The sequence below is a fragment of the Kosakonia pseudosacchari genome (assembly GCF_015167415.1).
Classification (GTDB): domain Bacteria; phylum Pseudomonadota; class Gammaproteobacteria; order Enterobacterales; family Enterobacteriaceae; genus Kosakonia; species Kosakonia pseudosacchari.
Genome location: NZ_CP063425.1, coordinates 2534329 through 2560710 on the forward strand (window position 1 = coordinate 2534329; position 26382 = coordinate 2560710).

General features: G+C 53.8%; 21 protein-coding genes and 2 pseudogenes. 11 read left to right on the top strand and 12 right to left on the bottom strand.

Translation table 11 applies throughout. The features are described 5' to 3' along the window. Nucleotides 1-60: 60 nt before the first annotated feature. Nucleotides 61-3963 carry an ATP-dependent RNA helicase HrpA gene (gene hrpA, locus IP581_RS11875; RefSeq protein WP_193820468.1) on the bottom strand — a complete coding sequence of 1301 codons (3903 nt, stop codon included), beginning with the start codon at nt 3961-3963 and terminating at the stop codon, nt 61-63. Nucleotides 3964-4164: 201 nt separating this feature from the next. Between hrpA and azoR the strand changes: the two genes are divergently transcribed. After that, on the top strand, nt 4165-4770 hold the full coding sequence (gene azoR / locus IP581_RS11880) for an FMN-dependent NADH-azoreductase (protein WP_086868780.1): 606 nt from the start codon (nt 4165-4167) through the stop codon (nt 4768-4770). A 229-nt stretch (nt 4771-4999) separates the two neighbouring features. Here the strand turns inward: azoR and IP581_RS11885 are convergent, their stop codons facing one another. Genes IP581_RS11885 through IP581_RS11895 form a run of 3 tightly spaced genes read right to left on the bottom strand, consistent with a single transcriptional unit; the run spans nt 5000 to nt 8161 of the window. Next, entirely contained in the window at nt 5000-5326 is a 327-nt protein-coding gene (locus IP581_RS11885) for a YdbL family protein (RefSeq protein WP_193820469.1), read from the bottom strand. Nucleotides 5327-5333: 7 nt separating this feature from the next. Beyond that, a complete protein-coding gene (locus IP581_RS11890) occupies nt 5334-5525 on the bottom strand; it encodes a YnbE family lipoprotein (RefSeq protein ID WP_086868774.1) in 192 nt (63 codons plus the stop codon). Continuing rightward, nucleotides 5522-8161 (bottom strand): YdbH family protein, encoded by a 2640-nt coding sequence (locus IP581_RS11895; protein ID WP_193820470.1) that lies wholly within the window; start codon nt 8159-8161, stop codon nt 5522-5524. Before IP581_RS11895 ends, IP581_RS11890 begins: the two co-directional genes overlap by 4 nt. A 171-nt stretch (nt 8162-8332) precedes the next feature. Between IP581_RS11895 and IP581_RS11900 the strand changes: the two genes are divergently transcribed. The 3 genes from IP581_RS11900 (at nt 8333) to hslJ (ending at nt 10173) form a co-directional block, all read left to right on the top strand. After that, nucleotides 8333-8518 carry a hypothetical protein gene (locus IP581_RS11900; protein WP_086868770.1) on the top strand — a complete coding sequence of 62 codons (186 nt, stop codon included), beginning with the start codon at nt 8333-8335 and terminating at the stop codon, nt 8516-8518. Nucleotides 8519-8648: 130 nt separating this feature from the next. Next, complete coding sequence (locus IP581_RS11905) at nt 8649-9638, top strand: 2-hydroxyacid dehydrogenase (protein ID WP_193820471.1); 990 nt, start codon at nt 8649-8651, stop codon at nt 9636-9638. A 112-nt stretch (nt 9639-9750) separates the two neighbouring features. Then, nucleotides 9751-10173, top strand: a complete 423-nt coding sequence (gene hslJ, locus IP581_RS11910; RefSeq protein ID WP_097401110.1) for a heat shock protein HslJ — start codon at nt 9751-9753, stop codon at nt 10171-10173. On the opposite strand, the gene IP581_RS11915 is transcribed toward hslJ, so the two are convergent. The 3 genes and pseudogenes from IP581_RS11915 to IP581_RS11925 all read right to left on the bottom strand — a co-directional run. Next, entirely contained in the window at nt 10167-10433 is a 267-nt protein-coding gene (locus tag IP581_RS11915) for a putative hemolysin (protein ID WP_193820472.1), read from the bottom strand. The two genes, hslJ and IP581_RS11915, sit on opposite strands and share 7 nt — an antisense overlap. A gap of 253 nt (nt 10434-10686) precedes the next feature. Further along, nucleotides 10687-12204 carry a sensor domain-containing diguanylate cyclase gene (locus tag IP581_RS11920; protein WP_193820473.1) on the bottom strand — a complete coding sequence of 506 codons (1518 nt, stop codon included), beginning with the start codon at nt 12202-12204 and terminating at the stop codon, nt 10687-10689. Between the two features lie 193 nt (nt 12205-12397). After that, a pseudogene (locus IP581_RS11925) lies at nt 12398-12529 on the bottom strand (CPCC family cysteine-rich protein); the annotation flags it as partial. A gap of 296 nt (nt 12530-12825) precedes the next feature. Between IP581_RS11925 and nifJ the strand changes: the two are divergent. The 5 genes from nifJ to IP581_RS11950 all read left to right on the top strand — a co-directional run bounded on the left by nifJ (nt 12826) and on the right by IP581_RS11950 (nt 18969). After that, nucleotides 12826-16350: a pyruvate:ferredoxin (flavodoxin) oxidoreductase gene (gene nifJ / locus IP581_RS11930; RefSeq protein WP_193820474.1), complete on the top strand. Its 3525-nt coding sequence runs from the start codon at nt 12826-12828 to the stop codon at nt 16348-16350. A 123-nt stretch (nt 16351-16473) separates the two neighbouring features. Continuing rightward, complete coding sequence (locus tag IP581_RS11935) at nt 16474-16686, top strand: KTSC domain-containing protein (RefSeq protein ID WP_086868761.1); 213 nt, start codon at nt 16474-16476, stop codon at nt 16684-16686. A 68-nt stretch (nt 16687-16754) separates the two neighbouring features. Further along, on the top strand, nt 16755-17081 hold the full coding sequence (locus IP581_RS11940) for an antibiotic biosynthesis monooxygenase family protein (RefSeq protein WP_086868758.1): 327 nt from the start codon (nt 16755-16757) through the stop codon (nt 17079-17081). Between the two features lie 119 nt (nt 17082-17200). After that, nucleotides 17201-18064 (top strand): MBL fold metallo-hydrolase, encoded by an 864-nt coding sequence (locus tag IP581_RS11945; protein WP_228007758.1) that lies wholly within the window; start codon nt 17201-17203, stop codon nt 18062-18064. 62 nt (nt 18065-18126) lie between these two features. Continuing rightward, nucleotides 18127-18969 carry a helix-turn-helix transcriptional regulator gene (locus IP581_RS11950; RefSeq protein WP_193820475.1) on the top strand — a complete coding sequence of 281 codons (843 nt, stop codon included), beginning with the start codon at nt 18127-18129 and terminating at the stop codon, nt 18967-18969. Between the two features lie 123 nt (nt 18970-19092). Here the strand turns inward: IP581_RS11950 and IP581_RS11955 are convergent, their stop codons facing one another. Beyond that, nucleotides 19093-20388 (bottom strand): AppA family phytase/histidine-type acid phosphatase, encoded by a 1296-nt coding sequence (locus IP581_RS11955; RefSeq protein ID WP_407659151.1) that lies wholly within the window; start codon nt 20386-20388, stop codon nt 19093-19095. A gap of 164 nt (nt 20389-20552) precedes the next feature. Here IP581_RS11955 and IP581_RS24125 point away from each other — a divergent pair. Both IP581_RS24125 and ttcA read left to right on the top strand, forming a co-directional pair. Continuing rightward, a pseudogene (locus tag IP581_RS24125) lies at nt 20553-20706 on the top strand (site-specific integrase); the annotation flags it as partial. Between the two features lie 102 nt (nt 20707-20808). Beyond that, nucleotides 20809-21744 carry a tRNA 2-thiocytidine(32) synthetase TtcA gene (gene ttcA / locus IP581_RS11960; RefSeq protein ID WP_193820476.1) on the top strand — a complete coding sequence of 312 codons (936 nt, stop codon included), beginning with the start codon at nt 20809-20811 and terminating at the stop codon, nt 21742-21744. A gap of 38 nt (nt 21745-21782) precedes the next feature. On the opposite strand, the gene dbpA is transcribed toward ttcA, so the two are convergent. The 4 genes from dbpA to IP581_RS11980 all read right to left on the bottom strand — a co-directional run bounded on the left by dbpA (nt 21783) and on the right by IP581_RS11980 (nt 25937). After that, complete coding sequence (gene dbpA, locus IP581_RS11965; protein ID WP_193820477.1) at nt 21783-23156, bottom strand: ATP-dependent RNA helicase DbpA; 1374 nt, start codon at nt 23154-23156, stop codon at nt 21783-21785. A 30-nt stretch (nt 23157-23186) separates the two neighbouring features. Further along, nucleotides 23187-23360 (bottom strand): proline-rich small protein YnaL, encoded by a 174-nt coding sequence (gene ynaL / locus IP581_RS11970; protein ID WP_017457224.1) that lies wholly within the window; start codon nt 23358-23360, stop codon nt 23187-23189. Between the two features lie 271 nt (nt 23361-23631). Further along, nucleotides 23632-24615 (bottom strand): zinc transporter ZntB, encoded by a 984-nt coding sequence (gene zntB, locus IP581_RS11975; RefSeq protein WP_086868748.1) that lies wholly within the window; start codon nt 24613-24615, stop codon nt 23632-23634. A 146-nt stretch (nt 24616-24761) separates the two neighbouring features. Further along, entirely contained in the window at nt 24762-25937 is a 1176-nt protein-coding gene (locus IP581_RS11980) for a methyl-accepting chemotaxis protein (RefSeq protein ID WP_193820478.1), read from the bottom strand. Nucleotides 25938-26382: the final 445 nt, after the last annotated feature.

The following is a 26382-nucleotide window of genomic DNA, read 5'->3' on the forward strand; positions in this document are numbered from 1 at the left end:
AGGAATTGCAGTGATAGTGTTTGCCCGGTAAGCGTCGCATTACCGGGCAAGCAGCGCTCATCAGGCGCTAATCTGCTCCATCGCCTGCAAAATGCGCTTATCGGAGATGGGATACGGTGTACCCAGCTGCTGCGCAAAGTAGCTGACGCGCAGCTCTTCGATCATCCAGCGGATCGCTTTAACATCCTCATCTTCCCGGCGCGACGGCGGCAGTTTATTTAACCACTGCTGCCACGCTTGCTGTACCTGCTCCACTTTCAGCATCTGCGCGCGATCGCGGTGCGGATCGACAGCCAGTTTCTCCAGCCGCTTCTCAATCGCTTGCAGGTAACGCAGCGTGTCGCCCAGGCGGCGGAAACCGTTGCCGGTAACAAACCCGCGATACACCAGACCGTTCATCTGCGCTTTGATGTCCGACAGCCCAAGCGCCATGGTCATATCAACGCGCCCTTTCAGTCGCTTGTTGATATTGAACACCGCCGTCAGGATCTGTTCGACCTGTTTGGCGATCTCCACTACCGTTTCGTTCAGCTCCGCACGCACTTTCTCATGCAGCGCCGCGAAGCCCTCTTCGCTCCACACCGGGCCGCCTGCCTCGTCGATAAGTTTATCCACGCCGCAGGAGATGCAGTCATCGATCAACTCCAGCACTTTGCCGTACGGGTTGAAATAGAGACCCAGTTTGGCTTTGTTCGGCAATTTTTCATGCAGGTATTTAATTGGCGACGGAATGTTTAGCAGTAACAAACGGCGGATACCGCGCCACATCGCCTGTTGCTGCTCCAGCGGGTTATCGAACAGCTTGATCGCGACACTGTCACGTTCATCAACCAGCGCAGGCCAGGCTTTTACCTTGTAATTACCGCGTTTTTGCTCGTAGCTTTCCGGAAGCTGACCAAAACTCCAGATATGTAAACCGCTCTGCTCAATACCGTCATCGGCCACCGCCGAAAGGGTTTCCTGCACTTTGCCTTTCAGACGCTCTTTCAGTTCAGCCAGCGAACGGCCTTCGAGCAGTTTCTTGTTCTTGTCATCGACTACACGGAAGCTGATTTTCAGGTGATCGGGCACCTGATCCCAGTGCCAGTCATCGCGGTCAACGGTAACGCCGGTCATCCGGCGCAGCTCACGCTCCAGCGCATCCAGCAACGGCAGTTCCAGCGGCGTGACGCGGCCGAGAAACGCTTCGGCGTAGTTCGGCGCGGGAACAAAGTTGCGCCGCGTCGGTTTCGGCAGCGATTTGATCAGCGCAATCACCAGTTCACGGCGCAGGCCGGGAATTTGCCATTCAAACCCGCTCTCTTCGACCTGGTTTAATAATGGCAGCGGGATATGGACCGTGACGCCGTCGGCATCCGCGCCCGGTTCAAACTGGTAACTCAGGCGCAGCTTCAGGTTGCCCTGATGCCAGAAGTTGGGGTAATCGAGTTTACTCACCCCTTCTGCGCCCTCTTTGATCAGCATGCTCTTTTCGAAGTTGAGCAGATCAGGAGTTTCGCGGCTGGCCCTTTTCCACCAGCTGTCGAAATGGCGGGCGGAAATCACGTCGTGGCTGATGCGCTGGTCATAAAACTCAAACAGCGTTTCGTCGTCCACCAGGATGTCGCGGCGGCGGGATTTATGTTCCAGTTCTTCCACTTCCGCGCGCAGTTTCAGGTTGTCGCGAAAGAAAGCATGCCGGGTTTGCCAGTCACCCTCGACCAGCGCGTGGCGAATAAAGAGTTCACGACAAAGCATCGGGTCGATCTGGCTGTAGTTCACTTTGCGCGCCGCCACGATCGGCAGACCATAAACGGTCACTTTTTCCGTTGCCATTACCGCGCCCTGCGCTCGCTCCCAGTGCGGTTCACTGTACGAACGCTTAATCAGGTGCTGCGCGACCGGTTCAACCCACTCCGGATCAATGCGCGCAGCGATGCGCCCCCACAACCGGCTGGTCTCCACCAGTTCTGCAACCATGGTCCACTTCGGCGGTTTTTTGAATAACCCCGAGCCGGGGAAGATGGCAAAACGGGCGTTACGCGCGCCGGTAAACTCCTGTTTGTCGGCATCTTTCATACCAATGTGCGACAGCAAACCGGTTAACAACGCGATATGAATTTCGCGATATTCCGCAGGCTCGCTGTTGACCGGGATCCCCAACTCTTTCACCACCTGGCGCAGTTGGGTGTAGATATCCTGCCATTCGCGCACGCGCAGATAGTTCAGGTAATCGACCCGGCACTGACGGCGGAACTGGTTTGACGAGAGCGCTTTTTGATGCTCGCCCAGGTAATTCCACAGGTTCACAAACGCGAGGAAGTCGGACTCTTTATCATGAAAGCGCTGATGCTTCTCGTCTGAAGCCTGCTTTTTATCCAGCGGCCGTTCGCGCGGATCCTGAATCGACAGCGCCGAGGTAATGATCATTGCTTCACGCACACAGCCATGTTTTTGCGCTTCCAGCACCATACGCGCTAAGCGCGGATCGACCGGCAGTTGCGACAGCTGGCGCCCCAGCGGCGTCAGTTTATAGGCGGTTTGTTGCTCATCGGTGGTAATGGCACCCAACTCTTCCAGCAGGCGCACGCCGTCCTGAATATTGCGTTTATCCGGCGCTTCAACAAACGGGAAGGCGGCGATATCGCCGAGCCCCAACGCCGTCATTTGCAGAATGACCGACGCCAGGTTGGTGCGCAGAATTTCCGGATCGGTAAATTCCGGGCGGGACAGGAAATCATCTTCTGAATAAAGACGAATACAGATCCCTTCCGACACGCGGCCGCAGCGCCCTTTACGCTGGTTAGCGGAGGCCTGAGAAACCGGCTCAATCGGCAGGCGCTGCACTTTGGTGCGATAGCTGTAGCGGCTGATGCGCGCCGTACCCGGATCAATGACATATTTGATGCCCGGTACGGTCAGCGAGGTTTCCGCTACGTTGGTCGCCAGCACGATGCGCCGCCCGCTGTGTGGCTGAAAGACGCGGTTCTGTTCACTGTTCGATAACCGCGCATACAGTGGCAGGATTTCCGTGTGGCGCAGATCGCGCTTGCTCAGGGCATCGGCGGTATCGCGGATTTCCCGCTCGCCGCTCATAAAGATCAGAATATCGCCTGCGCTTTCGCGCCCGAGCTCATCCACCGCATCGAAAATCGCCTGTAACTGGTCGCGTTCCGTGTCATCCGCTTCTTCGACAATCGGCCGGTAGCGCACTTCCACCGGGTAGGTGCGCCCGGACACTTCGATAATCGGCGCGTTATTGAAATGGCGAGAAAAACGCTGCGGATCGATGGTGGCGGAGGTGATGATGATTTTCAGATCCGGGCGACGCGGCAGTAATTCCCGCAGATAACCCAGCAGGAAATCGATGTTCAGGCTGCGTTCGTGCGCCTCATCGATAATGATGGTGTCGTATTGCATCAGCAGGCGATCCTGCTGGATTTCCGCCAGCAGAATACCGTCGGTCATTAGTTTGACCATGGTGTTATCGCTGACATGATCGCTGAAACGCACTTTATAACCGATGCAACCGCCCGGCTCCGTTTTCAGCTCTTCGGCAATACGGTTGGCAACGGTGCGCGCCGCCAGACGACGCGGTTGAGTATGGCCAATCAGCCCTTTAATGCCGCGCCCCAGTTCCATGCAAATTTTCGGTAACTGCGTGGTTTTACCGGAGCCAGTTTCGCCGGCCACAATCACCACCTGGTTATCGCGGATGGCCTCAAGGATCGCCTGTTTTTTCTGGCTGACCGGCAGGTTGTCCGGATAATCAATAGTCGGACGCGCGGCTTCGCGCTGCGCCACTTTTCCGGCGGCGTCGCTTATCTCCTGCGCCAGCGTCCGGAGCAGTGCCTGCTGAGATTCAGGATTTTTAACTTTCTTGCTGCCATGCAGGCGGCGGGCGAAGCGCTGCTGGTCGCGTAGCATCAGAGTGCTGAGCTGCGCGCTAAGATCGGTAATCGTCAATTTCTGTTGTTCTGTCATAGCGTTATTGGGCAGAGCACTGCCGGGAAACATCTTAAGTTCGCAATCGCAGTAGGATAGCACATCGCCGTAATCCTTTTCTTGTTCAAGAAATTCGAACATAGGATTCGATATATTGCGCTATTCATGTAGAGAGTTTGTGAATAGAGTGTCATGACGTCACGGGGCAACCCATTGCAAATACAATAAAGGAAACACCCAATGAGCAAAGTTTTAGTTCTTAAATCCAGTATTCTGGCAGGGTACTCACAGTCTGGTCAGTTGGCCGATTATTTCGTTGAACAGTGGCGTGAAAAACACGCGGCGGATCAAATTACCGTGCGTGACCTGGCCGCTAACCCGATCCCGGTGCTGGATGGCGAACTGGTTGGCGCGCTGCGCCCGAGCGATGCACCGCTGACACCGCGTCAGCAGGAAGCACTGGCGCTCTCCGACGAGCTGATCGCTGAGCTGCAAGCGCATGACGTGATTGTCATTAACGCCCCGATGTACAACTTCAACATCCCGACGCAGTTGAAAAACTACTTCGACCTGGTGGCGCGTGCTGGCGTGACGTTCCGTTATACCGAAGCAGGCCCGGAAGGTCTGGTGAAAGGGAAACGCGTCGTCGTGGTTTCCAGCCGTGGCGGTATCCATAAAGATACCCCGTCCGATCTGGTTGCGCCGTACCTTAAATTGTTCCTCGGCTTTATCGGCATTACCGATGTGAACTTTGTCTTTGCTGAAGGCATTGCTTACGGTCCGGAAGTGGCGACCAAAGCGCAGACTGACGCAAAAGCCGCAATCGACAGCCTGGTGGCTGCCTGAGATTTCTCCCCTCTCACCGCCAGGTGGGAGGGGTCTTTCCCCGCTTGTACGGCTATACCCCTTCCGCAATGACATCATTAATTTGCCGCTCCCGGCATGCTTAGCAGCCCCCTGCGGTTGCGACAACTCCCGTTTTTTTATCAAACACAGCTTTCAGGCTTGATACCTTACGACGGATTCACCGGACCGCGAAAGCACTGGCAGGTTGCTCTGAAAGATCACGCGCCGCTTACTGTTTCTTCAGCCATTTACCGTTAATACCCTGTACATAGTCGCCGGGCTTCGCGCGTTCCACCAGTTTCTGCCCGGCCATTCTGGCTACGTCATCAACGGCAATGTTGTTGCGATCGGCCAGTTGCTGGTAGCTTTCTGTGCGCGCTTTGTTAATGCGTTCCACCAGCGCCAGCGTCTCTTTATCCTGGCTTATCGGCGCGACATAGCCACTGAGCGTTTCACCGACGCGCCCCTGGCTGCGGGCCTCATCAAGCGTCAACGCCTGCGCGGTTGCGCTGAAAAGGCCAACGGCCAGCAGCGCGCTTATGACACGTTTTTTCATCATCGCCTCAGAACAAGTCGCTACGGGTTTTCAGCAGGGTTTCAACGTCCTTATCCACTTTGATGTGAATTTCATGCTCGATCTTCACATTCATATTGATGGTGATCGGCTCCTTCGGCGCCGCCACCTCGATGCGCGGCGTGCAAGCGGCCAGCAACATTATCGCCATCAATACGGGCACGGCTTTCAGGGTACTCATTTTTTATCCTCACACTCTTCGCCCTTCGCGCAGCGGGCTTGCGGTAGCGCCGCGTGTTGCTCAAGCCATGACTGCAGATTGTCGCCAAAACGTAAACTGCGCCATAAGGTGAATACATTCTCCTCATGGGTATAGTTCAAATTCACGGTACTGCTTTTGCCATCAACAAAACTGGTGCCGCGCAGAGTGGCCTGCAGCGTCAACAGCCCTAAATTATCCAGATTGATCTTCGTCCATGAACGGGAAATTTCCATATAGCGCAACCAGTTAATCGCCGCGCCCGCCGCCATGTTGTCTTTCACCACCGCATCGGCGGTATCTTTATCGATCCGCAGCGTCATCGGGCCGGGGTTGTGCAACCAGCCATCTTTAATGATCCATTGCGGGTTATCCAGCCACAGCGGCAGTGCGCCGTCAAATGGCCCGGAAAGCGCAAACTGCTTCGGATTCACCGCGCTGATTAACTCACTGGCGGAAATGTGCTTCAGACGCAGCAGCGCCGGGTCGTGCTGCGGCATACGTAGCTGCTGCATAGTCACTTTTCCGCCCAGCACATCTACGCTGACATCGCTTAATATGAGCGGATTTTCCTCGCTCCACGGCCACGCGCCCTGCAAATCGGCGGTGATATTTTTCGCCGTCACCTGGTTCGTTATCTCACCAATGCGCAGCGAAACCGGCCTGCGGGTGCCCAACTGCCAGCCCCCTTCGCGGTAGCGGAATGGCAGCACAAAATCGACGCCGCGAATTTGGTTGTCCGGCGTCCAGACACTGCCGCTTTTTAGCACGCCGTGACCACCGGCTTCAAAACCTTGATCCGCGGCGGCAGAAAAGGCGACCTGCGCATACAGTGCGCCATCCAGCAGCTTCATTTTCCAGTCCGGCGGAATAAGCGGCTGGAATACCGAGAGCGCCTGGCGCGGCCACCATGCCTGCCCACGTAAACGCTCACCGTCCCAGCGGCCATTAACCTGCACCGGGCCAATCGTGTCGGCCTGCAACGCGCCCTTAAACTGGAACATGGTTGGGTCGTCGCCGGTCACGCTGAATGTCAATGTCGATGGCGGTAAGACGCTTCCCGCGCTGAAGCGGGTTTGCCCGGCATCCAGCGTCAGTGCACCGGTGAACTGCGGATTTGCCGCATCACGCACCCATTTTACTGGCGCATCCAGCACTAACCGGGGCGTAGCCATATGCATCGCGCCATATTGCAACTGGTCAAAGCCGGTCGAGAGATCGTTAAGCGTAATCGTGTTGTTATTCCATTCGCCGCGACCGGCAACATCCCAGCGCGCGTTCATCGGCGTGAAATTGCCCTCGCCCCAGTAACGCCAGCGCCACAGGCCGTTGTCCGGCAGAAAATCCTGCGCCTGGCCATCAAGATGCAGACGGAAATCCCCCATCGCATTTTCATGCGCGCGAAGGATGGCCTGCAAACGCCCGTCAATACCATGCTGAGTGAGCTTGACGCCCGCCAGCGGCCAGCGCACTTCATCAATATTTAACGAATCAATCACCCGTCCGCGCGAGCGCAGCAGCGCACCTGGCGTGAAGGCCAGTTGCGGATCGTCAACACTACCGCTCAGATGGGCGGGAAGCACCGCATAAAACACCAGATCGCCCTGCTTTGCTTCTCCGGTCAGCTGCAGCGGCATATCGCTATTGTCGATACCAAGACGGCCGGGGCCAATTGTCAGCACCGCATTGCCTTTTCCGGCGTCGCCCTGCGTCAGCACGTTTAACCGGCCACTGAACTGCGCCTTTTCCAGCCCCTGTTGCCAGTTCTCCACTTTTAAGCCGACCCGACCGCTAAGTGGAAAGCCCTGATAGGGCCAGCTCCAGCGCCCATCGCTGATGGTCAATTGTTCGGGGGTAAGCTGCCACGGCAGATCGAGCAGCGGATCGCCCTGATCGCGCGCCATGACCACCAGTTGCCCTTCGTTATCGCGCCAGTCGACATCCACATCCACCACGCCCGGCTGCTGTGACAGAGTTAAGGTGCTTTCCATATGTCCGTTAACCGGAACGCTGCCTGGAACGTCCGGCAGGGTAAATTCGCCACCGAGCGTAAACGGCGGCTGGTCATCAACAAGACGCAGCGCCATGCGGCTAATCGTCAGCGCCTGCCCGCGCAAACGGGCGCTGAGATCGATGCGCTCGCCAGAATAGGTGAGTTGCTGCACATCCGGTGTCAACGACGCGGATAATTTGCCTGCCCATGTTTTCCACGGCGAAACGGTAAAACGCTCCACCGTCAGCCAGCTGTAAGGGAGCATGGCTTGCCATTCGGCCAGCGTGCGCGGCGCGTCAGAAACCGTTTCACTTTGTGGCAGTTTATTCAGGCAGGCGGTGTTAATATCCAGCGCGCCAATATGAAGCTGCCAGCGGCTGGGATGGGTGAGTTCGGCGTTCTGTAATGACGCCAGTTGACAATCAGCGACCAGATAGCGCAGATCGGGAATTTTTAACGCGTGTCGGGAAAAGCGCGGGCTCTCTTCCATGGCGATACGCGTGCCCGCCGGCAACCAGATCCCGGCCAGCGTCGGCACCCATTGCGCAAGCGTCAGCAGTAGCGTAAGCGGCAGCAGAATGACCAGTAACACCAGTGCGATGGCGGCTTTGTATTTACCCTTCATGGGTAGCTAATATCCTGATTTTGCATGTGATTAAGCCGATTCTGGTGGTTATTGTGGCATGTTTGGCCGCCCCTTTGAAGGCGCAGGTCGTTTTAATCATAGTCGGGCGATTGCATTTTCAGTAGTTACAGAGAATAGTGTTTTAATATCATTAATTTATGGATTCAGCGCATGTTCACGAAAGGCTCTTTAATTCGCGGCTGGTTTACCGGCACCACCGTTTTCACCTGCTTTACCTTCAGCGATTATCTCAGTGCTAACTACTTTCACGACTCCAAAATTCCATGGCTTATCGGGGTTGTTGCGGCGACAGCTATCTGCTGGAGCACGCGCAGCGCATTAAAACAATTGCGCTAACAGGTGTGTCACAGCGGATATACTGAACTGAACACATTCACCGTGCCCATGGTTGTCAATAAAATTTGAACGTTTACATAATAATTTTAAAACGTGATAATGTGGGTAGAAAACCATTGGAGAAAGTCTTATGAAACTCGCGATATACAGCACAAAGCAATACGATAAAAAGTATTTGCAGCAGGTAAACGAGAAATATGGCTACGATCTTGAATTTTTCGACTTTCTGTTAACCGAAAAGACTGCCAAAACTGCGAATGGCTGTGATGGGGTCTGTATTTTTGTTAACGACGATGGCAGCCGCCCGGTGCTGGAAGAGCTGAAAAAGCTCGGCGTGAAATTTATCGCCCTGCGCTGTGCCGGGTTCAACAACGTTGATCTCGACGCGGCAAAAGAGCTGGGTTTGCAGGTGGTGCGTGTGCCGGCCTACTCACCGGAAGCGGTAGCAGAGCATGCCATTGGCATGATGATGACCCTGAACCGTCGCATTCACCGCGCATATCAGCGTACCCGCGATGCTAACTTTTCCCTGGAAGGGCTGACCGGCTTCACCATGTACGGTAAAACAGCGGGCGTTATCGGCACCGGTAAAATTGGTGTTGCCGCACTGCGTATTCTGAAAGGATTCGGTATGCGTCTGCTGGCGTTCGACCCCTACCCGAGCGCAGCAGCACTGGAGCTTGGCGTGGAGTATGTTGATCTACCGACGCTGTTTTCACAGGCGGATGTTATCTCCCTGCACTGCCCGCTCACGCCAGAAAACTTCCACCTGCTTAATCGCGACGCCTTTGCTCAGATGAAAGATGGCGTGATGATCATCAATACCAGCCGCGGCGGATTGGTGGATTCGCAAGCGGCGATAGAAGCACTGAAAACGCAAAAGATCGGCGCGCTGGGAATGGATGTCTATGAAAACGAACGCGATCTGTTCTTTGAAGATAAATCCAACGATGTTATTCAGGACGACGTGTTCCGTCGTTTATCCGCCTGCCATAACGTACTGTTTACCGGTCACCAGGCATTCCTGACGGCCGAGGCGTTGATTAGCATTTCCGAAACGACGCTGGAAAACCTGCGCCAGTTACGTGACGGCGAAGCCTGCCCGAACGCGCTGGCCTGATTGTCCGGGGTTCCCCTGCCTGCTCGGGAACCCTTTCGGACAAACCCCGATGACGCCCAGGCTAAGCCTGTTAGAATTCCCCCACGTAATGGATAACCCCTTAGAGGACGAGATGAAGAAAATTATGACTTTGGTTGCGTTGAGCGTAGTGCTTTCTGGCTGCGTGAGTTCCCGCACCGACACATTGAAGCCGCAGCAACTGGCAGATCAGCGTTTTGTGCTGACCACCGTAAACGGCCAGGCCGTGCAGGGTAATGGCCCGGCACCGGAAATCCGTTTTGATAAAGACCTGCGCGTGTCCGGCAAAATGTGCAACGGCTTTATGGGCCAGGGAAAACTCTCTGAAGGCAAATTGACCGTCAAACAAATGGGCATGACCATGATGCTCTGCCCTGACCAGCAGCGTAACGAACTGGATCACACCATTAATGCGATGCTCAGCGAAGGGGCGCAGGTTGATCTTACTGACAATCAGCTGACGCTGGCGACAGCGACGCAAACTCTGATCTACACACGCGCGGCGAACGCTCAGTAACTGCCGCAGCTTCCGGTGGCAAGCGACTGTTCACTGCAGCGCTTGCCATTTGGCAACGCACACATTCCCACCATTGAACCATCGAGTTGCCGGGCAACTGACAACGAACCGCCAATCATCGCGCAATTCGCCTGACCACCATTTGACATCGCGGCTTTAAGCCCCGGCGCTACGTGTGCTGCGGTCGCTTGCTGAACGGGTTCACTGCTGCATGCCGATAATAATAAAGCGGCACATCCTACTAACAACGCTGCGCGCATCTCTCCCCCTGCCCTGTGTCCTCAGGATAATTAAAAAAAGCGAAACCCAAGCATCATAGGCAGCCAGGCGCAATACGTCGAGAGCTGAAAAGCATCTTTATGTGAATTCGAAACACTTTTTTGCGGTTTTTTGGGCGGGTAAACATAATTCATCGCAAACGGGGATTCATCGGGTATGCCGACTCAGAACCCGTGGCGGATTTCAAAGGGCTCAACAGGCGACACTGGCAAGTGCGGCAACATTGTTCTCACCTTACGTTATTTCACGTTGTGAGATAACAACACGGTCGCGTCCTGAAGATTTCGCCTCGTAAAGCGCCTCATCCGCTAATTCGATAAGCATCGCCTCATTGCCCGTCAATGAGGCGGCAGACCCGGCAGCGACACCAATACTCACACTCACGACGCCGAGCGGGCTTTGCTGGTGGGGAATATTCGCAAGCTTAATATTACGGCCTATCTTGCTGGCAATATGCTTAGCGGAGTCCGCATCTGTTTCAGGCAGAATAACCACAAACTCCTCTCCGCCATATCTGGCGGCCAGATAAGGAGTTTCGCTGATGGTCTTTTTCAAATTTTCAGCGACAGCTTGTAAACAGCCGTCACCGGCGATATGACCGTAATTGTCGTTATATTTTTTAAAGTAATCGACATCAATTAATAGCAGTGCAATCTGCTGTTTGTTGCTGGCACCTTTCGCTACTTCGGCCACTAGAGCCTCATCGAATTTACGCCGATTCGCAAGACCGGTTAATGCATCTTCCGTGGCGATAACTTGCAACTCTGCGTTCTCGGACGCCAGAGACGCTTTCGCCTCCGAGATCTCTTTACTGATACGGATACGGCGGCGAACCTCTTTGATAATGAAAAAGCTGGAAAACACAACGCAGCCCATAAGGAAGAGAATAACAATGGCAAGTATTTCCGCCTGACGGCGCCACGAAGCCATGGCTTCATCCATGCTGACAGCCACGGTGGTCACCAATCCATAGCGTTTATTTTTCTGGAAGGAATAGATGCGTTCGATTTTATCAAAACGCGAAACGGACGTTGCAATCCCTGCGCTGCTCTTTTTCAGGTAAACCGTAAAGAGCGGCGAATCTGACAGTTCGCGGCCAATAAATTTCGCATCAAAAGGGTAGCGAATTAATAAGGTGCCCGTGCCGCTTGTTAACGCAATGGTCCCTTCTTTTCCTGTATCGAGCTTGCCGTAAGTTTGCAGGAAATTGGCAATATTGAGCGTCAATACCGCAACGCCATTAAATACTCCCTCTTTATCTTCCAGCCTGCGGCTCACTGTTAATACCCATTGCCCATTGGTCCTGCTCACTACCGGCGGGCCAATAAAAACATTTCTTGACGGGTTGTTGCGATGATAGATAAAGAAAGATCGGTCAGCCCCATTACTGTTGACAGAATTACCGTCCCGCAAGGAGATGACTTTGTCGCCTCTGGCATCATAAATGACGATATTGTTGAGCTGTATAAGCAGCTGATCCTGTTCTGACAATATCCGTTTAAGGTTATTTTTTTGATCAGCACCCATGCCGTAAATTTCGGTTATGTCAGAAATGTTTTTTATCAACATCTCACTTTGGCGAATAATCCCCTCGGAATAGGTATCCAGGGTATGGCTTAAGTTGGAGATATTGGTATTCAGATCGTTAAGCGTATGCGTTCTTGTACTTATTATTTGAGCAACTAGCGTAATCGATATCGCAAAGAAAACCACAGTGATAAAAATTGCCGCAGCAAGGCGCTCTTTTTTCATGACATATTTCCCGTAACGACTCCACCTTCAGATCGGCTGCGGCGGTAAATTCCAACCGTTAAAAACCCACGTTCAGGCGTCTACCTGTCTTTTGTTTTATAACCTGTTCAGAAGCCGCTCAGGCAGCATGAGTTGAGTATAAATACCATTCAGATAACACTCTGGCTCTATTATTGAGCGGCCCATCACACCCTTATTCGGTAATTTTGCCTTGGTACGCTTTTGTTGCCTCATTAAGATTGCGCACGTTCGCGCCGCCGGTAAAGTCGGGATCATTCTCCTGAAGAGGATTATCTTCCCGGTGGCAAACGGGGCAAATCTCCCACTGGCCTTTTTGGCTAGCGTTTCACGTCTACAGCAGGGGCAGCGGCCTGACCGCTCATGTCCATCGTCTCGGTTGCTTAGCCTGCTTCATTCAGCAGCGTAACAGGAAACGTTCGCCCCCGCGCAATAATGCCGCTTTCCTGGCGCGGTTTAAATGGCAATTCATTGATTCCAGTTATACCTCAGGACACAAAAGCGAAAATTGCTCGCACGGTGCTTTGCTAAAATAAGAAGATAACTACAGGGCTTGTCGCCGTTTCACAAGCCCCTTTCTATTGAGCAATGCAAGGGTGCCATATGATTACTATTGACGGTAATGGCGCGGTCGCCTCAGTCGCTTACCGCACCAGTGAAGTTATCGCCATATACCCCATTACCCCCAGCTCGACGATGGCTGAACAGGCGGATGCATGGGCCGGAAACGGTCTGAAAAACATCTGGGGCGACACGCCGCGCGTCGTGGAAATGCAGTCGGAAGCGGGCGCGATTGCCGCTGTGCACGGCGCTTTGCAAACCGGTGCGCTTTCGACCTCATTTACTTCATCGCAGGGTTTGCTGCTGATGATCCCCACACTTTACAAACTGGCTGGCCAATTAACGCCGTTTGTTCTGCATGTAGCCGCACGCACCGTCGCCACCCACGCGCTCTCTATTTTTGGCGATCACTCCGATGTGATGGCGGTTCGCCAGACCGGTTGTGCGATGCTCGCTGCCAGTAGCGTGCAGGAAGCGCAAGATTTCGCGCTTATTTCGCAGATAGCGACACTGAAAAGCCGGGTGCCATTCATTCATTTCTTTGATGGTTTTCGCACCTCGCACGAAATTAACAAAATCGTGCCGCTGGCGGATGACACCCTTCGCAACCTGCTTCCTCAACCGGAAATTGACGCGCATCGTGCCCGCGCGCTCAACCCTGAACACCCGGTGATCCGTGGTACTTCTGCCAACCCGGACACCTATTTCCAGTCTCGCGAAGCCACCAACCCATGGTACAACGCGGTCTACGATCACGTTGAGCAGGCGATGGACGATTTCGCCACCGCCACCGGGCGGCAGTACAAACCTTTTGAGTATTATGGTCACCCGCAGGCCGATCGCGTGATCGTGCTGATGGGCTCAGCGATCGGTACCTGCGAAGAAGTGGTCGATGAACTGCTGACGCGCGGTGAAAAAGTCGGCGTGCTGAAAGTGCGTCTTTATCGCCCGTTCAGCGCCGCGCATCTGTTGTCCGTGTTACCGGAAAGCGCGAAAACCGTTGCCGTGCTGGATCGCACTAAAGAACCCGGCGCCCAGGCCGAACCGCTTTATCTGGATGTGATGACCGCGCTGGCTGAAGCATTTAATAACGGCGAGCGGGAAACCCTGCCGCGCGTCATCGGCGGGCGTTACGGTCTCTCCTCAAAAGAGTTTGGCCCCGAATGCGTGCTGGCCATTTTTAACGAGCTGCGCGCGGCGAAACCCAAACCGCGTTTTACCGTCGGCATTTACGACGATGTGACCCACCTTTCTCTGCCGCTACCGGAAAACACCCTGCCATCGCATGCCAAATTAGAAGCGCTGTTCTACGGGCTTGGCAGCGACGGTAGCGTCTCGGCAACGAAAAACAACATCAAAATTATCGGTAACTCCACACCGTGGTATGCGCAGGGTTATTTTGTTTATGATTCGAAAAAGGCAGGCGGCCTGACGGTCTCGCACCTGCGCGTCAGTGAAAAGCCGATCAACTCGGCTTATCTGGTGTCGCAGGCGGATTTCGTCGGTTGCCACCAGTTGCAGTTTATCGACAAATACCAGATGGCCGAGCGCCTGAAACCGGGCGGTATTTTCCTGCTTAACACGCCCTACAGCGCCGACGAAGTCTGGTCACGTTTGCCGCAGGAAGTGCAGGCGGTGCTAAACCAGAAAAAAGCCCGTCTCTATGTGATTAACGCCGCGAAAATCGCCCGTGAATGCGGGCTTGCCGCCCGCATTAACACCGTCATGCAGATGGCGTTCTTCCATCTCACCAATATTCTGCCGGGCGACAGCGCGCTGACAGAATTGCAGGGGGCGATTGCCAAAAGCTACAGCAGTAAAGGTCAGGAACTGGTGGAACGAAACTGGCAGGCACTGGCAATGGCTCGCGAGTCGTTGTTCAGCGTACCGCTGCAAGCGGTTAATCCGCAAAGCGCTCATCGCCCGCCGGTGGTCTCTGATTCAGCACCTGATTTCGTGAAAACCGTGACGGCGGCCATGCTGGCCGGTCTTGGCGATGCATTGCCCGTCTCCGCGCTGCCGCCGGACGGCACCTGGCCGGTGGGCACCACGCGCTGGGAGAAACGCAATATCGCCGAAGCGATCCCTGTCTGGAAAGAAGAGCTCTGTACCCAGTGTAACCACTGCGTTGCCGCCTGCCCGCACTCGGCGATCCGCGCCAAAGTGGTCTCACCGCAGGCGATGGAAAACGCCCCGTCAAGTCTGCATTCACTGGATGTGAAATCCCGCGATATGCGCGGGCAGAAATATGTGCTGCAAGTCGCGCCGGAAGATTGCACCGGCTGTAACCTGTGCGTGGAAGTTTGCCCGGCAAAAGATCGCCAGAACCCGGACATCAAAGCCATCAATATGATGTCGCGCCTTGAACACGTTGAAGAAGAGAAAGTGAATTACGACTTCTTCCTTGACCTGCCGGAGATCGACCGCAGCAAACTGGAGCGCATCGACATTCGTACCTCGCAGCTGATTACTCCGCTGTTTGAGTATTCCGGGGCGTGCTCAGGCTGTGGCGAAACGCCGTATATCAAACTGCTGACGCAACTGTATGGCGACCGGATGATGATCGCCAATGCCACCGGTTGTTCATCAATTTATGGCGGTAATTTGCCCTCGACGCCCTACACCACCGATGAAAACGGGCGCGGGCCGGCGTGGGCGAACTCGCTGTTTGAAGATAACGCCGAGTTCGGGCTTGGGTTCCGCTTAAGCGTGGATCAACACCGCCAGCGTGTAATGCGGCTGGTGGATCACTTCGCTGAGCATATTCCGCCGGAACTGAACGCGGCATTGCATGCGCAAGCAACGCCGGAAGAACGCCGCGCGCAAGTGGCTGAGCTGCGTACTGCGCTGGCATCGGTCGAAGGCGCACAACAACTGTTAACTGATGCCGATGCGCTGGTCGAAAAATCGATTTGGCTGATTGGCGGTGATGGCTGGGCGTACGATATCGGCTTTGGCGGTCTCGATCATGTGCTGAGTCTGACTGAGAACGTCAATATTCTGGTGCTTGATACCCAGTGTTACTCCAACACGGGCGGCCAGGCCTCCAAAGCGACACCGCTCGGTGCGGTGACCAAATTTGGCGAGCATGGCAAACGCAAGGCACGCAAAGATCTGGGCGTCAGCATGATGATGTACGGTCACGTTTACGTCGCGCAGATTTCGCTGGGCGCGCAGCTCAACCAGACGGTAAAAGCCATTCAGGAAGCAGAAGCCTACCCCGGCCCGTCGCTGATAATTGCTTACAGCCCCTGTGAAGAGCACGGCTATGATTTGGCGCTGAGCCACGATCAGATGCGCCAGCTCACCGCGACCGGCTTCTGGCCGCTGTACCGCTACGATCCGCGCCGCGAAGAGGAAGGGAAAGTGCCACTGGCGCTGGACTCGCGGCCGCCGTCAGATGCGCTGGCGGAAACCCTGCTTAATGAGCAGCGCTTCCGTCGTCTGAACGCGCAGCAGCCGGAGGTGGCGGAACAGCTCTGGAAAGATGCCGCAGCCGACCTGCAAAAACGCTACGACTTCCTCGCCCAACTGGCAGGGAAAGCGGAGAAAAACGCGGCGGAATAAGCCTGTCGCCGAAAAAGCCACCGGTTAGCGCCGGTGGCTTTTTTAATGCACCGATTTTGCATGACACCCGCGGGAAGCTCGCTGATAATCACGGTTTCAGCCCGCACGGCAAGGAGCGAATTTATGCAGCATCACTCAGTTACCTCATCACGCATCGCTTCTGTCGGTTATGACGAACGCACCCGCACGCTGGAAATCTGTTTTCACGATAAAAGTGTTTACCAGTATCAGGGCGTGCCGGAACGTATCTTTTCCCTGTTTCTTACCGTTGTCTCCAAAGGACGCTTTTATGATGGCGTGGTAAAAGGCAAATATCCGGAAAAAAAAGTCGCCTGAACAGGTAGCTACCGCTGCGTGAAATTCCTGTCAGGATAGCGTTCAGACAACCCGAGTCAGGAGCCGCAATGTCAGCCTTTAGCCACCCCACCCCGTATTACGCAGTGATTTTCACCTCTGTGCGCACCGCTATTGATGATGGCTACGGCGCCATGTCCGAGCGCATGATGGCACTGGCGGTAAACCAACCTGGTTTTCTGGGCGTGGATTCCGCCCGTGAAGAGGTTGGCATTACCGTCTCTTACTGGACCTCGCTTGAGGCCATTAAGAGCTGGAAGATGAATGCCGAACATCTCATTGCGCAGAAAACCGGGCGTGAAAAGTGGTACCACTCATTCACAACCCGTATTTGCCGGGTGGAAAAAGCCTATTCTTTTCAGACACTGGACGAATAACGACGCGCGCTTGGTGCACAATGAGCGCGAAACGCACTGCATTGAACAAATACGCGCACGCTTTTTCATTACGCTGTATTCGACATTCAACGGAATGTGATGAAAAGGAAGTGAGGATTATGATGACGTCCAGGATGCTTGAGCAAACGCCCGGAATAACACGCCTGCAATTGCAGGACATCACCGTCACGATACTCAGTGACGGTTACCTTGAAGGCACTTTTGCGCTGTTGAACGGCATTGAAACCGACCATGCCGAAGCGTTACTGCGCGCAAACGGCGTTTCGCCCCTGCCGCGTATGAACATTAACGCCTGCGTGGTCGAAACCACCGGACACACCATTCTTATCGATAGCGGAACCGGTACGCCCGACGGTGCAAGCGGCGAGTTACCCGCCGCCCTTGCCGCAGCGGGCATTGACCCACTCAGTATCGACACTATCCTGTTGACCCACGGCCATCGCGATCATATTGGCGGTCTTGCCGGCCCGCTGCAGACCCCGCTATTCAGTAACGTGCAACGTCTGTTTGTGCATGAGAAAGAACTGGCCTTCTGGCGTGATGAAACGCTATATGCCAGCGCACCGGAGGGACTCAAGCGTTCCTTTGACATCGCGAAGAATGCCTTCAGCGCTTACGACGACAGGCTGGTGCCCTTTACACACGAGGATCTTCTGCCCGGTATTCAGGCGGTGCCGCTTTTTGGTCATACTCCAGGTCACAGCGGTTTTCTGCTTGGCAATGAGAAAGGTTCTCTGCTTATCTGGGGGGATATTGTCCATTTTCCACATATCCAGATAGCCCGCCCTGAGGTCTCGATTGCCTATGACCGCGACCCGGCGCTGGCGGCAAAAACGCGCAGCGCGCTGTTGGATCGCGTTGCTACAGATGATATTTCTGTTTGCGGTATGCATTTCAACCTGCCGACTACGGCAAAACTCAGCCGTAGCGGTAAAAGCTACGCGTTGCATTACGCTATGTGAATTTCTCCAGCAGGCAAACGCGCGTGTATTCCTGCCGGAACCCGTATTGCAGAGAAGATTGAATGATAAACCCCGTTTTACATGCCGATGCGCACGAAACAGAAACCCTGCTCAATGCGCTGCTGGATCTGGTCTGTTCCGGACAAGCCTTTCCCTGCTGTTGCCTGCGCGCCATGCAAAGCTGGCAGGTGAACAAGTTTCAGGTCGAAGGGGCAACGTTCTCTTTTCCCCTGCGCGGCACGTTTCGTTACCGCGAGCAGGACAAATGGGTCTGCGTAGCACCCGGCGAGATGCTGGTATTCCCCAATGCCCGTAGCATTGATATTGAGTGTACGCCCGACCCCGGCAGTGGCGAGTTTCTCGCGCTGACGGTGTTACTGGCCGAGGAGCAACTGGAGGCCGCGCGGCTCTTACTGCGCGTCTTACCCCCGGCAAATCCGGGTAACATCGCCGCTGAACCGCTGGCAAAATTTATCGCCCCGATGACCCGCTGGGTTGCGGCGCTGTGGGCCGGGAACCGGGCACTCGCAATACATGCGATGCTTGAGGTTGTGCTCAGGTTATTTGAGATGGGACATCACGGTTTGTTGCGTCTTCAGCCGCCGGGCATCGCCATGACGATACGCAAAATGGTAAGCCATGACCCGGCACATCACTGGTCTACCGGTGAGATTGAGGAGCGGCTCAATATTAGCGGTGCCACACTGCGTCGCCGTCTTGCGGCAGAAAACACCACGCTCAGCGCGGTGATCACCGATGCGAGGATTGCCGATGCACTTCAGTTACTGATGACCACCCGCATCCCCATAAAATCAGTCGCCGCGCGTGTTGGCTATGCGTCGGTCGCCAGTTTCAGCCGTCAGTTCAGTAAACGCTACGGTGCCGAGCCTTCCGTTTTTCGCTAAAGACAAACCGATTCAATGGCACAGTAAGCGCCAATCGCCGGTGCCCCGTTTCTTTATCAATGTTCGGGGCACAGAATTTGGAAGCGGCTCGCGAGAGGCACTTTGCTGGCGAAAAGCCGTGTTTCATAAGCCGCAATCCGCGACGCGTACCGATTCAATCAGCCTGGCAAAACTGTTTAAGGAGCACATCCCCTGCGCATTCTTTTCGCTACAGGCTTTGAGCGCAAGATCCACCCGACCCGGCGGGTTATCCAGCGAGAAAGCGCGCATCTCTCTCATCTCCTGCAGGCTTTGATACACGAACGAGACCTGAATCCAGGCCGTATTGTCGCTCACCCGCTTCCAGCGTTCGAAAACCAACTCTCCGCCTGGCGGGGTATTATCGGGTTGGGATGGCAGTGACCAGTTAAGATCTAACGCGCCGCTGAGATTGGCGAGATTGGTATCGTGTCCGGCAATAAACAGCAAAGAAACCGGAAACGTGATGCCGTAGTGATTCGGATCAGCGCCGTTGGTGGTCAATGCTGTGCGTATTAAATCAAGTAAGGGCGTCGCCCTGCTGCGCGCCACTTCAGGTGTTCTTTGTAAAAGATCAAACTGGGCATTATGCAGGCTTAATAACGATTGCCACGCTTTGTCTCCTGCGATCCTTCCCCATGCCACCTCCTTCATCCCTTGTGCTTGCTGTAGGAGGAATATTTCAGTGAGCGTTGAAGAAAGCCCCCACGCGCCAGGCAAGGAGACATTGTCAGGCTTGATGTTGAGTTTGGTGGGGATATCTTTGGTGAGTGAACAGACAGCGTTTTTCCCGGCGGTTTTGCATTTCTCTGAGTCAGGGAAATTTAAAACTCGCTCCAGGGTCTGAAAAGCAGGCTGATATGTCCGGGTGTATTGCTCAATATTTCCTCCCGCTTTCGTTAAAATCGCCTCTTTCACCGCCGATGTGTTAAGCGAACATTTACCCGTTTTTATCGGGTTAAAAAGCGGGTCGGTCTTCGACTTTTCTTGTTGATAATGCACAGGAATATGACATTCAGGCGCCAGCCCCGCCAGGAATGCTTCGCCTGTTTTGCGGGTTCGCTGATCGGTATCGGCAATCACCGCCACACGTCCTTCATCCGGGCACGTTTTATTGGTCAGTAACCCCGTATCGGCCAACCGCAGACGCTGATAATGTCCCAGAGCCGTAATAAGTTGCGCTCCTCGCGGCGTGAGCCACCCCAGCGGCACATCCCAATGGGGCCACTGAAAAGGTGTCACTTCGCGCATTTGTGGCGTGAACTTGGTTGGCGCGCGCACGCCGTGACGGCTGACGATCACGACGCGCTCCAGCTTCATTCCGATGTCTTCTTTTGCTTGTAATTGAAATGAAAAAAAGAAAAGTATTAACACTCCTAAGCGAACAATCATTGCTCTTATCACATTTACCTCCCTTCGATGATTAGATAACAGTTCGTTTCTTTACAAACTGATTACACATCCTGGCGAGAATGATCTTACTCCTGTATTGATGAATAGGTTTTATACCGCACCTGAAAAAAGGTGAGCGATGACCATTTCATTTCTTGCCTGCGCCTGGCAACGCCGTAAAACGTGCTGGTATTCGCCGCCGGAATCCGTACCATACGCGACATACTTTTGCCTGCTGGTTTTTGATTACCGGCACAAGCCCGTTTTCATCGCCAGGTAATGTGCGTGAAAAGGGCAAGGGTTTACGACATTTACGGTGCATGGTGAGCGGAAATGAACCAGGATCTAAAGAGGCGTGCTAATCACTAGCTGCCACTTCATGATGTGGTTTGCCCCTGCGGTGCCCCTGACGCTTCCAGAGACAAAATAATGATTGAAAAGCAAGAAATTACAAAGAAAGAACAGTACAACCTTAACAAGCTGCAAAAGCGTCTGCGTCGTAACGTGGGCGAGGCTATTGCCGACTTCAACATGATTGAAGAAGGCGATCGCATTATGGTTTGCCTTTCCGGCGGCAAGGACAGTTACACCATGCTGGAAATTTTGCGCAACCTGCAACAGAGCGCACCGGTAAACTTTTCGCTGGTGGCTGTTAACCTCGACCAGAAACAACCGGGTTTCCCGGAACATATTCTGCCGCAGTATCTGGATACGCTGGGTGTGGAATACAAAATCGTGGAAGAAAACACGTACGGTATCGTTAAAGAGAAGATCCCGGAAGGCAAAACCACCTGTTCGCTCTGCTCACGCTTACGTCGTGGCATTCTTTACCGCACGGCGACGGAGCTGGGTGCGACAAAAATCGCCCTTGGTCACCATCGCGACGACATCCTGCAAACGCTGTTTCTGAATATGTTTTACGGCGGGAAAATGAAAGGGATGCCGCCAAAACTGATGAGCGATGATGGTAAACACATCGTGATTCGCCCGCTGGCTTACTGCCGCGAAAAAGATATTGAGCGTTTTTCAGAAGCCAAAGGGTTCCCTATCATTCCGTGCAATCTGTGTGGATCCCAGCCGAACCTGCAACGCCAGGTTATTGCCGATATGCTGCGTGACTGGGACAAACGCTATCCTGGACGCATCGAAACCATGTTCAGCGCGATGCAAAACGTAGTGCCTTCGCACCTGAGCGATATTAATTTGTTCGACTTTAAAGGCATCACCCACGATTCAGAAGTGGTGAACGGCGGCGATCTGGCCTTTGATCGGGAAGAGATCCCGCTGCAGCCGGCGGGCTGGCAGCCGGAAGAGGATGATGCGCAACTGGATGAGCTGCGCCTCAATGTGATTGAAGTGAAATAACGTTGTGCCTCTCTGGTGCGCCAGAGAGGCTTTTTACTTTATTTCAGCAACCGTACACGAAAGGTCTTGCCCTTGATTTTCCCGTTCTGCAACTGCTTCCACGCCTGACGCGCCACGCTTTGACGCACAGCCACATAAACGTGCGCCGGGTGGAGGGTAATTTTGCCGATATCCGCGCCATCCAGCCCCATTTCTCCCGTTAACGCCCCGAGCACATCACCGGCACGCATTTTGGCTTTCTTGCCACCATCAATGCACAACGTTGCCATTTCGGCTTCCAGCGGTACAACCTTGACGTTAGCCGGTGGATTCAGCCAGTTCAGCTTCAGTTGCAGCATTTCGGCCAGAATATTCGCGCGCTGCGCTTCTTCCGGCGCACAGAAACTGATGGCCAGACCGCTGTTACCCGCACGCGCGGTGCGCCCGATACGGTGTACGTGAACCTCAGGGTCCCACGCCAGCTCGTAGTTAACGACCAGTTCAAGTGATTTGATATCCAGCCCACGCGCAGCAACATCGGTAGCCACCAGTACGCGGGCGCTGCCGTTGGCGAAACGCACCAGCGTCTGATCGCGATCGCGCTGCTCCAGATCGCCATGCAGCGCCAGCGCGTCCTGCCCGGCGGCGTTCAGTGCATCACACACCTCCTGGCAATCTTTTTTGGTGTTGCAGAACACCACACAGGACGCCGGGCGGTGTTCGCTGAGCAGCTTTTGCAGCAAGCTGGCTTTGCCATTGCGGGAAACTTCGAAAAATTGCTGTTCGACTGACGGCAGGGCGTCAACCGTGTCGATTTCAATCGTTTCGGGATTGCGCTGCACGCGACCGCTAATCGCAGCAATGGCTTCCGGCCAGGTCGCAGAAAACAGCAGCGTCTGGCGCGAAGCCGGGGCAAAAGCGATAACTTCATTAATGGCGTCGCTGAACCCCATATCCAGCATGCGATCCGCTTCATCCATCACCAGTGTTTGCAGGCTATCGAGAGAAACGGTGCTTTTTTGCAGGTGATCCAGCAGGCGGCCCGGCGTGGCGACAATAATATGTGGCGCGTGCTGTAACGAGTCGCGCTGCGCACCGAATGGCTGCCCGCCGCACAGGGTCAATATTTTAATGTTCGGCATATAACGCGCCAGGCGACGCAGCTCGTTTGCCACCTGATCCGCCAGCTCGCGAGTGGGACATAAAATAAGGGATTGCGTTTGAAAACGGCTGGCATCGATGTGCTGCAACAGCCCTAAGCCAAACGCCGCTGTTTTACCGCTGCCGGTTTTCGCCTGTACCCGGACATCTTTACCAGCAAGAATAGCGGGCAGCGCCGCCGCCTGGACGGGCGTCATGGTGAGATAGCCCAGTTCGTTGAGGTTTTCGATCTGGGCTGCGGGCAAAGTATTCAGGGTTGAAAAAGCGGTCACAATGTTTTCTCGCGATAAAAAGGCATACGTTTAGCAGGCGCGTATCCTCTCAGATCTGCCTTTATAACGCGACATTTTAATCGGTTCTTCATCCGGCGGCGGATCCGGCATCGGTTGCGGGCGAGGAATCGGGTCAGGAACAGGAACCGGGTCCGTAGGCACCGGATCGCTCAACTGTGGGGAGAAAAAATAGAGTGCGTTCATCATTGCCTCCTTTTTGTGGGCTTCCCGTTAAGGGTAGACGGCGAGAACGCAGAGGCAAAAAAAAGCCGACTATTAAGTCGGCGTCGTACGAATCAATTGTGCTATGCAGTAATTCAAAAAAGGAAGTAAGACAATATGGAGCGCAACGCCCATCGCTTGACGTTGCATTCACCTGCGAGATGAATATTGCCCTGAACAGGTGTTTCGTTTATTGACCTCGCTCAATTAATGCGGCGTTTTTATGTTCAATTTTTGTTAAAAAAGTGAAATTTTACAGCCAGTTACTACGATGCAACCACCAGGTAACACCACCGATCAGCACCACCAACATCATGCAAAACAGCGCAAAGCCAAAATGCCAACCGCCACCGGGAATACCGCCAAGGTTGACGCCGAACAACCCGGTTAAAAACGTGCTCGGCAGAAACACCATTGCCATCAAAGACATCGTATAAGTTCGCCGCGCCAGCGACTCCTGCATCACCTGGGTGATTTCATCTGTCATCACGCCGGTACGGGCGATACAGGCATCAATCTCATCGAGCCCACGACCAAGGCGATCGGCAATATCCTGCATACGTCGGCGCTGATCATCACTCATCCACGGTAAGCGCTCGCTGGCCAGCCGGGCAAAAACATCCCGTTGCGGCGCCATATAACGGCGCATCACAATCAACTGTTTACGCAGCAGCGCCAGGATGCCGCGCGGCGGAATTTGCTGATCGAGCAGATTATCTTCAAGGTCGATAATCCGGTCGTGCAGCGATTCGATAAACTCGCTGGCGTGATCGGTCAGCGCATCGCACACATCCACCAGCCAGCCGCCACAATCCGCCGGACCGGTTCCCTCCTCCAGATCGCTGACCACATCGTCCAGCGCCAGCACCTTGCGCTGGCGTGTTGAGACAATCATGCGCTCGTCCATATAAACGCGTACCGCCACCAGTTGATCGGGCCGCTCGTCCGTGCTGCCATTAATGCAGCGCAAGGTAATTAACGTCCCCTCGCCCATGCGGCTTACCCGGGGGCGCGTGCTCTCCCCGGAAAGCGCCGTGCGCGCGCTGTTCGGCAACACTGGCGTGGTTTCCAGCCACTGGGCGCTCTCCGGGTTGGTATAATTCAGATGCACCCAACACGGGGTGCTTGCGGTAATAACGTCGTTATCTTCCAGCGGTTTCACACCGCCTTTACCGTCTAACAGCCAGGCAAATACCGCATCCGGAACGTTCACATCAGTTCCTTTAATTGCTTCCACAGGACCTCCACAATCCGCATGGTGTTTTGGCAAGTCTAGCCATATGGCAACGTTAAGCAATCATCACGCTGAATTTATTAACAAATTAACAAACAATGCAAAAAATAAGGCCCGGATTTCCGGGCCTTTTGCGTCAATTATCAGAATCAGAACGAGTGCCAGTAATTTTCCTGCTTCCCCAGCAGCGGAGCATTGACACGCACAGGGGAAACTTTTGCTGGCAATGCCTCATCCTGCGCTTTTACGGCTGCCAGGCGGAATTTGCCAATCCGTTGCAGCAAGCCTTCCACCTGGTGTTGTAAAACATCCGACGATCCTGCCAGTTCATCCACCATGGTGACGTTGCTTTGCGTCACTTTTTCCAGCTCTGCCAGCGCAAGCGTGATCTGCGAGATCCCCTTTTCCTGCTGCAGCGTCGTGACGGCGATTTCATCCATTAATTTACTCACCACACTCGCACCCGAAACAATCTCGTGCATATTTTGCTCGGCTTCACTGACGACGGTCGCGCCCTGATTGACGTTATCCGTGGTGACAGCAATCAGTGATTTTATGTTTTTCGCCGCCTCTGCACTGCGATGCGCCAGACTGCGCACTTCGCCCGCCACGACGGAAAAACCTTTGCCATGATCCCCGGCGCGCGCCGCTTCGACTGCCGCATTCAGTGCCAGAATATTTGTCTGGAAAGCAATACCATCAATGATGGAGATAATTTCGGTCATCTGACCGGCACACTCGGTTATCGATTGCATATTTTTCGCCACCTGCCCCATTAGACCGCCCCCTTTTTGCGCGCAGGTTGTGGCGTCTTTCGCCCGGGTACTTGCGAGGCGGGTATTGTCGGCATTGTTTTTCGTGCTGGAAGCCATCTGCTCCATGCTGGACGCCGTTTGCACCAGCGCAGCAGATTGCTCTTCCGTTTTAACGGACAGATCGGCGCTGCGTAAGGCCAGTTGCGCCGATAGCTCCAGCGCGGTATCAGAAGAGGCGCGAATTTCTTTCACCAGGCTCGCGATACTGGCAGAAAGGCTGTTAATGCCCGGAATTAACCGACCCGCGCAATTATTACCAAACTCAGGAATAACGATAGAAAGGTTTCCCGATGTGACTTCTTCTATGCTTTTTTTAACTGTGTTTATCGGCGTCACCAAATATTGTGTCATATAAAACCAGAGCAGCGTCATTGATGTGAGAGAAACAACACTTGTCATGGCAAATAAAGCGATATTTTTTGAGACAACGATCACTAATACATCGAGGATAATAAAAGAGACCAGAAGATATAAAATAATAAATGTTCTTACACTAATATTTCTTAACATAGGGAAACCCACCTGAACACCGGGGACGGTAAGATCCTTATAGCATTCGGGATGTACTTTTTCACGGCGAAATTGCTGCCAAATAATGTTTACCTTTAAATAATTTCAATTTCACTTAAGTTGATTTAAATGCGAAGTTTATATGCTAATCAGCAGATACTGATATAACAACAAACGGAAAAAGCAGAATCGCCTGTTAACATATATCATATAAGAAATGATGCATTCCTTACTACTGAAAATAACATTCCAGAACTAAGATAATTTTATCATATGTTAAATCATTCACTTTATTTAAGTTATTGCCATCCCAACCGATAAATAAAAGAAGAGTTATTATTAGTTTATTCGCCCCTGCAATAATAAAATTAGCGTAGCCATTAAATTCATTAGGTTAGCTGCTAAAATTAGTGCCAGGATTACATATCATCTTTTTTGCCTGTGT